This window comes from Apibacter sp. (genome assembly GCF_025291155.1).
Taxonomy (GTDB): domain Bacteria; phylum Bacteroidota; class Bacteroidia; order Flavobacteriales; family Weeksellaceae; genus Apibacter.
Window position 1 is genome coordinate 23,045 of record NZ_JAMBJZ010000014.1, and the last position, 8,116, is coordinate 31,160.

Genomic DNA, 8,116 nt, shown 5'->3' on the forward strand with positions numbered 1-8,116 from the left:
TTATTTACAAAAAGGAATTTCAATTTGATGGTTATAATTGGTAACAAATTTAAATAAAAAAATCTTTCAACGGATTGAAAGATTTTTTATTTTCTTATTTCTTACTATCTGCAACTATTTTTTCTTTTTCCAAATTTTTACTTTTTTCAAGTTCTTTACCTAACTCAATTATATAATTATGCAAACTTTTTTTAATTTGAGGATGCATTAATCCATATTGAATATTAGTCTTTAAAAATCCGAATTTATCTCCAACATCGTAACGAGTTCCGCAAAAATTGCGAGCAAAGACTCTTTGAATTTTATTTAAGGTATCAATAGCATCAGTCAATTGGATTTCACCGCCGGCTCCGGGAGCTTGATTCTCCAATATATTAAATATTTCAGGCGTTAATAAATATCTTCCAATAATGGCTAAATCACTCGGAGCATTTTCCGGCTTAGGTTTTTCAACAAAATTTAGAACATTGAATAATCCTTTTTCTATTTCTCTTTCTGGAGCAATAATCCCATATTTAGAGGTTTCTTCATGAGGAACTTTCATTACTGCTATGGTAGAAGCATAAGTCTTTTCATAATCCAAAATCAATTGTTTTGTTAATGGAACTTTATCTTCCATAATATCATCTCCTAGCATTACCACAAAAGGTTCATTACCTACAAATGCTTTTGCTTGTAATACGGCATGTCCTAATCCTCTTGGATGTGATTGTCTTATAAAATGTAAATTTATATCTGTGGTTTCTTCAACCAATTTTAATAATTCGGTTTTATGCTTCTCTCTAAGGTTCGCTTCTAATTCTGGATTAGAATCAAAATGATCTTCTATTGGACGCTTACCTTTGCCGGTCACTATTAAGATATCCTCTATACCTGAGTTTATTGCCTCTTCTACTATAAATTGTATAGTAGGCTTATCTACAATTGGAAGCATTTCTTTTGCTAATGCTTTTGTAGCTGGTAAAAACCTGGTACCTAGGCCAGCAGCCGGTATAACGGCCTTTTTCACTTTTTTCATAATATTACAAATAACGGTTAAAAAAATAGTTAGCTTACTTTATAAAATAAAATGATTTTTATTATTATATTTTCAATCCCTATTTTATTTCATACAAATATAGAAAAAAAGAGCTATCATACGCATATAAGATCATTAATATAATTATTATACAAATATAAAAAATTTTTAAAAATTTAATTTCCTTGATGACAAAAATGATACGAAAAATCCAATAAATAATACAGTAATTAAGACAATAAGATAATTATAGAAATCAAATTTCACAGGGAATGGCATAAAAGGATTAGCCTTTACTAATGCAAAATTAGCTTGTAACCAGGTTAATAAAGTTCCTAATAGTATCCCTAACATTACCCCGAATAAAGTAATGATAATTCCTATGGTTAAAAATAGTTTTTTTAATTTGGAAATAGTATAACCTAATGCTATTAATGTTTTCGATTGGTTTTTTTTATCTAAAATTATAATAATAATAGCTCCGGCTAAATTAAATGTTGCAATTATTATTACTAAAATAAAAATTAAGTAAATAAACAATTGCTCTACTTTCATCATTTTTAAAAAAGAGGCATCTTGTTCTTGTCTATTTAAAATAATATATTTTTTTCCAAGATCTCTTTTTAGCTTATTTTGTAAAGATTTAACATTGTCTTTAACTTTCAGCTCTATAGAAAAGGCACTATTGGGAGGTAAATTCAATAATTTCTGTGAAACTTGTATCGGAACAAAAATATAATTTTCATATTGATCATTTAAAGCAAAAACACCTGTCATATAAACACCTGCTTTTTCAAATGCGTCATCCGTATTAGAAATTAGTTTTTTACCTGGTTTTGGCATATAAAGTGACAATGAACCTTTATTAATAGGAACGCCTAATCTGTAAGCAAGCGCATTACCAAAAGCAGCTTGATTATCAGAAGATATATTGGGAAATTTACCAGCCTGAAAGCAAGTATCAATTTTTACAACTTTTAAAAAATTTTTATCTACTCCTTTTAAATAGGCTATCTCATCTTTTTCATTAAATACAACATAAACTTTTTCTTCAATTACTTTTGAAAAAGCTTTAATGTCAGAATAAGCAGATAATTTTTTTTCTAAATTATCAATATCAGGAAGAGTTTTTCCGGTTGCGGGTAATATCCTCAAATCGGGATTTACATCGCTGAAAAGTTTAATATTAAAACTTTCTAGTCCACTAAAGACAGAAAGAATAACAAACATAGCACAAGTAGCAATTGCTATGGCCGTTAAAGAAGTATACATAATAAAGCTAACGGCTTGAGTTCTTTTTTTGGATATAAAATACCTGAATGCTATGTACCAGGATAGATTTTTCACGAATTATAAAATAGGATTTTCATCTTTACCTTTTAAGGCTTTCTCTATCTTCTCAACGTTATCTAAAGTGATATCTAGATAAAATATTAATTCTGGAACTTGTCTTACCTGCTTAGCTATTTTATTTCCCAAAATCCTTCGAATCTTTGAAGTTAATAGTTGCACTTCCTTCATTATTGCTTCCCTATATTCCTTAGGATAAACACTTAAAAAAACTTTAGCAACACCTAAATCTGAAGAAACTTTTACTTCCGTTACAGAAATAAGTATATTTTTATTCATCTCAGCTGATTGTTTTCTGAAAATTTCAGCTAATTCCTTTTGTAATAATTGATTTATTTTCTTTTGCCTGTTGCTTTCCATAAATATTTTACAAATTTAGGTAATTTTATATATTTCAAAAATTTTAATTTTTATATTCTTAGCAACTTAGTGTTGTAATTTTTTTCATTCACATCTTAATATATATTTTTAAATATTATAAAATAATAGCTTTCATAATTTGACATTAATAAAATTAACATATAACTTTCTAACTCTATTCTTAATTTATTATATTCAATTAATTAAATATATTAACATAAAATTTATGTTTACTATCAAAATTTACATTTATCAAAATTAAATTATTAATTATTACCTTACCACAAAATTATTACCATAATTTTAGTATTATTTTTGTTTATGAATATTAAATTATGTCAATAAAATAGTTTATAAATTAAAAAATATGAATTTATATCAAATTACTCATTCACCTATCTCAAGTGAAATTATAAATCCTACAGGCATTGAAAAGTTGCTAAATAAATTGTTGGATTCAGTATACGATCTAGGATTAAAAATTATTACCTGTTTGGTTGTATATTATATAGGAAGATTTTTGATCAAATGGATTGAAAAAATAATTCATAAGTTTTTAGAAAGAAGAAAAATTGATCCATCAGTTAAATCATTTTTAGGAAGCTTATGTAATATTACACTTACCATTTTGTTGGTTATGACCATCATAGGAATTTTGGGAATACAAACGACCTCTTTTGCTGCATTGATTGCCTCTGCAGGGTTGGCTATAGGTATGGCCATGAAAGATAATTTAGGTAATTTTGCTGGCGGAGTGATGATTCTATTTAATAAACCTATTAAAATAGGCGATCATATCCTAGCTCAAAATCAAGAAGGAGTTGTACAATCCATAGGTATTTTATATACTATTTTAACCACCTCTGATAATAAAACTATATACGTTCCAAACGGCCCACTATCCACAGGATCCATTCTTAATTTTTCCACGCAACCGCAGAGAAGGATTGACATCACCATTGGAGTTGATTATGGAACCTCGCTTCAAGAAGTAAAAGATATTTTAAAAGAAATTATCAATTCTAATTCAACAATTCTTAAGGCTCCTGAGCCTTTTATTGGATTATTAAAATTGAATGATAGTTCCATTGATTTCGTACTCAGAGTTTGGGTAGAATCGTCAAATTATTGGCCTGTATATTTCTATCTTAATGAAAATATATATGAGAAATTTACTCATGCTAAAATTAATATTCCTTTCCCTCAACTTACTGTACATATGGCTAACGATAATAAATAGATTGGAATTTTAATCTTATATAAAACTATTAAGCCCTGAATTAAGTTAATTTAAAAAATCTATTGAAAATTTTTTAATTTTTAAGTTAAAAATTTATTTAAATTGTTAAAATAAATATATATTTGCACCGTCAAGTATTTCGGTTAAATGCATTATGGCTTGGTATTTGATGGTGTAACCCAAAATTAATATGCACACATATTATATGAAAACTTACAAATTTTTAACACATTAATTTGCATTATAATAAGTATACATATTATATTTGCACTTTCAATTTTTGAACTACAAAAAATATGCAAACTAATTATAAAGCATTTCTCCTAAATATAACGGATTGCGAGAAAACAGGATTCTTGCTTTGGAAGGTCAACAACTTTTGGCAAAGAGAATTTAAAAAGAACTTTGAACATTTAGATTTAACTCATAGTCAATTAGTACTGCTTTTTACTATATTATGGGTAGAGACCAATCAAGCAGAAGTATCTCAAAAAAATCTCTCCGATGAAACCGGAATTGATCCTATGACTACTTCAACTGTATTAAGAACTCTGCAAAAAAAAGGATGGATAAAAAGAAAATTTCATAAAAAAGATTCAAGAACCAAGCTTATTTCATTGACTGAAGAAGGTAAAAGAGTCATTAGTAATGCTACTAAAGTTGTTAAAGAATTTAATACTTCATTCTTTAGCTCTCTTAAAGATCAACAAAGTCAATTTCAAGAAAATTTATTAACTCTTTTACTTGATGACTCATGTTCAGAAGAAATAAATCAGACCTGTTATAAAAATTATGAACTTAATAATAATATAGAAAAATCATAAATATGAAACTCAGAAAAATACAAATTATAGCTTTGCTATTTGTAGCTGCAACATCCACTGTCTATGTTTCTTGTGGAGGGGATAAGAAAAATGCTGGAGGCATGGCTGCCATGGGAGCCGGAGCAGGAAATCAAGTACTTCCTTATCCAGTAAAAGTTGTAAGTAATCAAACAGCTGTATTGCAAAAAGATTATCCGGCAACCATAAAAGGTGAAGAAGATATCGAAATTCGACCTATGGTAGAAGGATTTATAAAAACTATTAATGTAGATGAAGGTTCTGTAGTTAAAAAAGGACAAGTTTTATTTACATTAGATGCCCCGCAATACAAACAAAATGTATTGAATGCTGAAGCAGCCATTAATACAGCAAAAGCGCAAGTAGATAATGCTGTAATGGATGTAAACAAAATTACTCCTTTAGTTGAAAAAGGAATTGTAAGTAAATATCAATTGGAATCTGCACAATATGCATTGCAGACTCGACGTGCAGCTTTAAATCAAGCACAGACAGCATTAGCTATCGCGAATACTAACCTATCTTATACTGTTATTACAAGTCCTGTTAACGGAATTGTAGGTTCTATACCTTATCGTTTAGGTAGTTTAGTTAATAGTGCAACTACATTAACTACTGTAGCAAACACTTCCAATGTATATGTTTATTTTTCATTAAATGAAAAACAATTATTGGATTTCCTTAAAAACACACCAGGAGCAACTCAATCTGAAAAAATTAGAAACTCTGAGCCTGTTACTCTACTCTTAGCCGATGGTACAGAATATACCCAAAAAGGTAAAATAGAAACTATAAACGGTATTGTAAATACAGCAACTGGTGCTGCTAATTTCAGAGCTAATTTTCCCAATACGCAAGGTATTTTGAGAAGTGGTTCTACAGGTTCAATACGAATCAGCACTACGGTTGAAAATGCTATAGTTATTCCTCAAAAAGCAACATTTGAAATTCAAGGTCAAACCTTTGTTTTTGTTGTGCAAAAGGATAACAAAGTAAAACAAGTAACTATTAAGGTGACCCCTTTGGCTGACGGGCAATCATTTATTGTAAATTCAGGATTAAACGTAAATGACAAAATTGTTATTAATGGAATCCAAAATTTAAAAGAGGGAATGGAAATCAAACCTCAACTATAATTTTTTTCTAACAATAATAACTATTATAAATAATACAAAAAAAGAAATAAAACAATGCTTAAAACATTTATAGAAAGACCCGTTCTTTCCACAGTTATTTCTATTATAATTGTGATTCTGGGTATATTAGGAGTGGTTTCACTTCCTGTTGCCCAATATCCCGAGATAGCCCCACCTACTGTGCAGGTGACTACAAATTATCCGGGAGCGAATGCGGACGTGGTTATGAAAAGTGTGATTATTCCGTTGGAAGAACAAATCAATGGGGTTGAAAACATGACCTACATTACTTCAAGTGCAGGTAATGACGGGAGCGCAACTATTACAGTTTATTTTAAACAAGATGCAAATCCTGATATTGCTGCTGTAAACGTACAAAATCTAGCTGCTCGTGCAAACAGTTTATTACCTTCTGAAGTAACTAAAAACGGAGTTATTGTACAAAAAACACAAAGCAGTAATATCTTATTTATCGGTTTAGTTAGTAATAGTAAAAATTATGATCAAAAATTTTTGCAAAACTATGCTAATATAAACGTTTTACCTCAGATAAAAAGAATTTCCGGAGTTGGTGATGCCCAAGCAAGAGGTGCAAATACATATTCTATGCGTATTTGGTTAAAACCTGACGTTATGTCAACGTATGGTATTACTCCTGCCGATATTAATGCTCTATTAGCTGAGCAAAATCTAGAAGCTGCTCCCGGTTCATTAGGAGAAAATAGTGCACAAACATTTACTTATACATTAAAGTATACAGGACGTTTAGTCTCTTCTGAACAATTTGGAAATATGGTCTTGAAATCTCTACCTACAGGAGATGTTTTAAGATTAAAAGATGTAGCAAATGTTGAGGTAGGTTCTGAAAGCTATCAAGTTACCTCTACTATTGACGGAAAACCATCCGTTGTTATTAGTATAGCTCAAACTGCAGGATCCAATGCACAACAAATTATCAATGAAGTGGAACAAGTCTTAGAAAAAGCGAAAAGTTCTTATCCACCGGGTATTGATAACGTATATATGATGAATGCTAATGACTTTCTTAATGCTTCTATTGAAAAAGTTATTCATACACTTTTCGAAGCATTCGTTTTAGTATTCATTGTGGTATTAGTATTCTTACAAGATTTACGATCTACTTTAATTCCTGCGATATCAGTTATCGTGGCAATTGTAGGTACTTTCTTCTTCTTATTAATATTTGGTTTTACCATTAATATCTTGACCTTATTCGCCTTAATTTTGGCAATTGGTATTGTGGTGGATGACGCGATTGTGGTCGTCGAAGCAGTTCATGCTAAGTTGGAAGATGGAATGAAAGATGCAAGAAAAGCCTCTTTACACGCTATGGATGAAATAGCCGGAGCCATTGTAGCGATCACTCTAGTAATGTCTGCCGTGTTTATACCGGTAAGTTTTATCGGAGGAACATCAGGCGTATTTTACAAACAGTTTGGATTGACTCTAGCCGTTTCCATTGTACTTTCAGCGATTAATGCGCTTACTTTAAGTCCGGCTTTGTGTGCTTTATTATTAAAGCCTCATGACGATAAAAAACAACATGGTGTAGTAAAAAAATTGAAAGATGGATTTAACGTTGCGTTTGAAGGCTTAACCAATAAATATAAAAAAGCATTGATTTGGACTTCTAAAGCCAAATGGTCTGCCTTTGCTATTATTTTAGTTTTCTGTGGAATTTTATATTATTTAATGAAAACTACTCCAACGGACTTTGTACCTCAAGAAGATAGTGGATTTATTATTGGTGATATAAGTTTACCGCCAGCTTCCACTCTTGAACAATCTACCGAAATAGCTAGTAAAGTATATGAATTAGCTAAAGGAATCGATGGTGTATCTAATGTGGCACAGATTAACGGTACCAGCTTTATTAGTGGTGCGGGTGGAAACTATGCAGTAGTCTTAATTAAATTAAAACCTTGGAAAGAACGTCCAAAAATTAAAATTGATGATGTAGTTAAGCAACTCTTTATGAGAACTGCCTCTATCCAAGGAGGACGAATTATATTCTTCGGTACCCCTACCCTACAAGGTTTTGGTATTAGTAACGGTTTTGAATTCCAAATTCAGGACAAAACAGGGGGAGATATTCGTAAATTTTATGAAGTTAGCGGTAAATTCTTAGGAGCTTTGACTCAACGTCCTG

The 8,116-nt window shown here is 30.2% G+C and carries 7 protein-coding genes; 4 read left to right on the forward strand and 3 right to left on the reverse strand.

The window, feature by feature from the left end:
* Positions 1–94: 94 nt before the first annotated feature.
* From galU to rbfA, 3 genes are all read right to left on the reverse strand, one after another.
* On the reverse strand, positions 95–1,018 hold the full coding sequence (gene galU / locus M3Z80_RS02845) for a UTP--glucose-1-phosphate uridylyltransferase GalU (protein WP_293917388.1): 924 nt from the start codon (positions 1,016–1,018) through the stop codon (positions 95–97).
* Between the two features lie 168 nt (positions 1,019–1,186).
* Entirely contained in the window at positions 1,187–2,365 is a 1,179-nt protein-coding gene (locus M3Z80_RS02850) for an ABC transporter permease (RefSeq protein WP_293917390.1), read from the reverse strand.
* Positions 2,366–2,368: 3 nt separating this feature from the next.
* Positions 2,369–2,728: a 30S ribosome-binding factor RbfA gene (rbfA, locus tag M3Z80_RS02855; protein WP_293917392.1), complete on the reverse strand. Its 360-nt coding sequence runs from the start codon at positions 2,726–2,728 to the stop codon at positions 2,369–2,371.
* 367 nt (positions 2,729–3,095) lie between these two features.
* Here rbfA and M3Z80_RS02860 point away from each other — a divergent pair, with 367 nt between their 5' ends.
* The 4 genes from M3Z80_RS02860 to M3Z80_RS02875 form a co-directional block, all read left to right on the forward strand.
* Positions 3,096–3,968, forward strand: coding sequence for a mechanosensitive ion channel family protein (locus tag M3Z80_RS02860; RefSeq protein ID WP_293917394.1), 873 nt, complete (start codon positions 3,096–3,098; stop codon positions 3,966–3,968).
* Positions 3,969–4,264: 296 nt separating this feature from the next.
* Positions 4,265–4,792, forward strand: a complete 528-nt coding sequence (locus M3Z80_RS02865; protein ID WP_293917396.1) for a MarR family winged helix-turn-helix transcriptional regulator — start codon at positions 4,265–4,267, stop codon at positions 4,790–4,792.
* Positions 4,793–4,794: 2 nt separating this feature from the next.
* Complete coding sequence (locus M3Z80_RS02870; RefSeq protein ID WP_293917398.1) at positions 4,795–5,946, forward strand: efflux RND transporter periplasmic adaptor subunit; 1,152 nt, start codon at positions 4,795–4,797, stop codon at positions 5,944–5,946.
* 54 nt (positions 5,947–6,000) lie between these two features.
* A partial coding sequence (locus M3Z80_RS02875) for an efflux RND transporter permease subunit (RefSeq protein ID WP_293917399.1) occupies positions 6,001–8,116 on the forward strand: 2,116 nt, incomplete at its 3' end.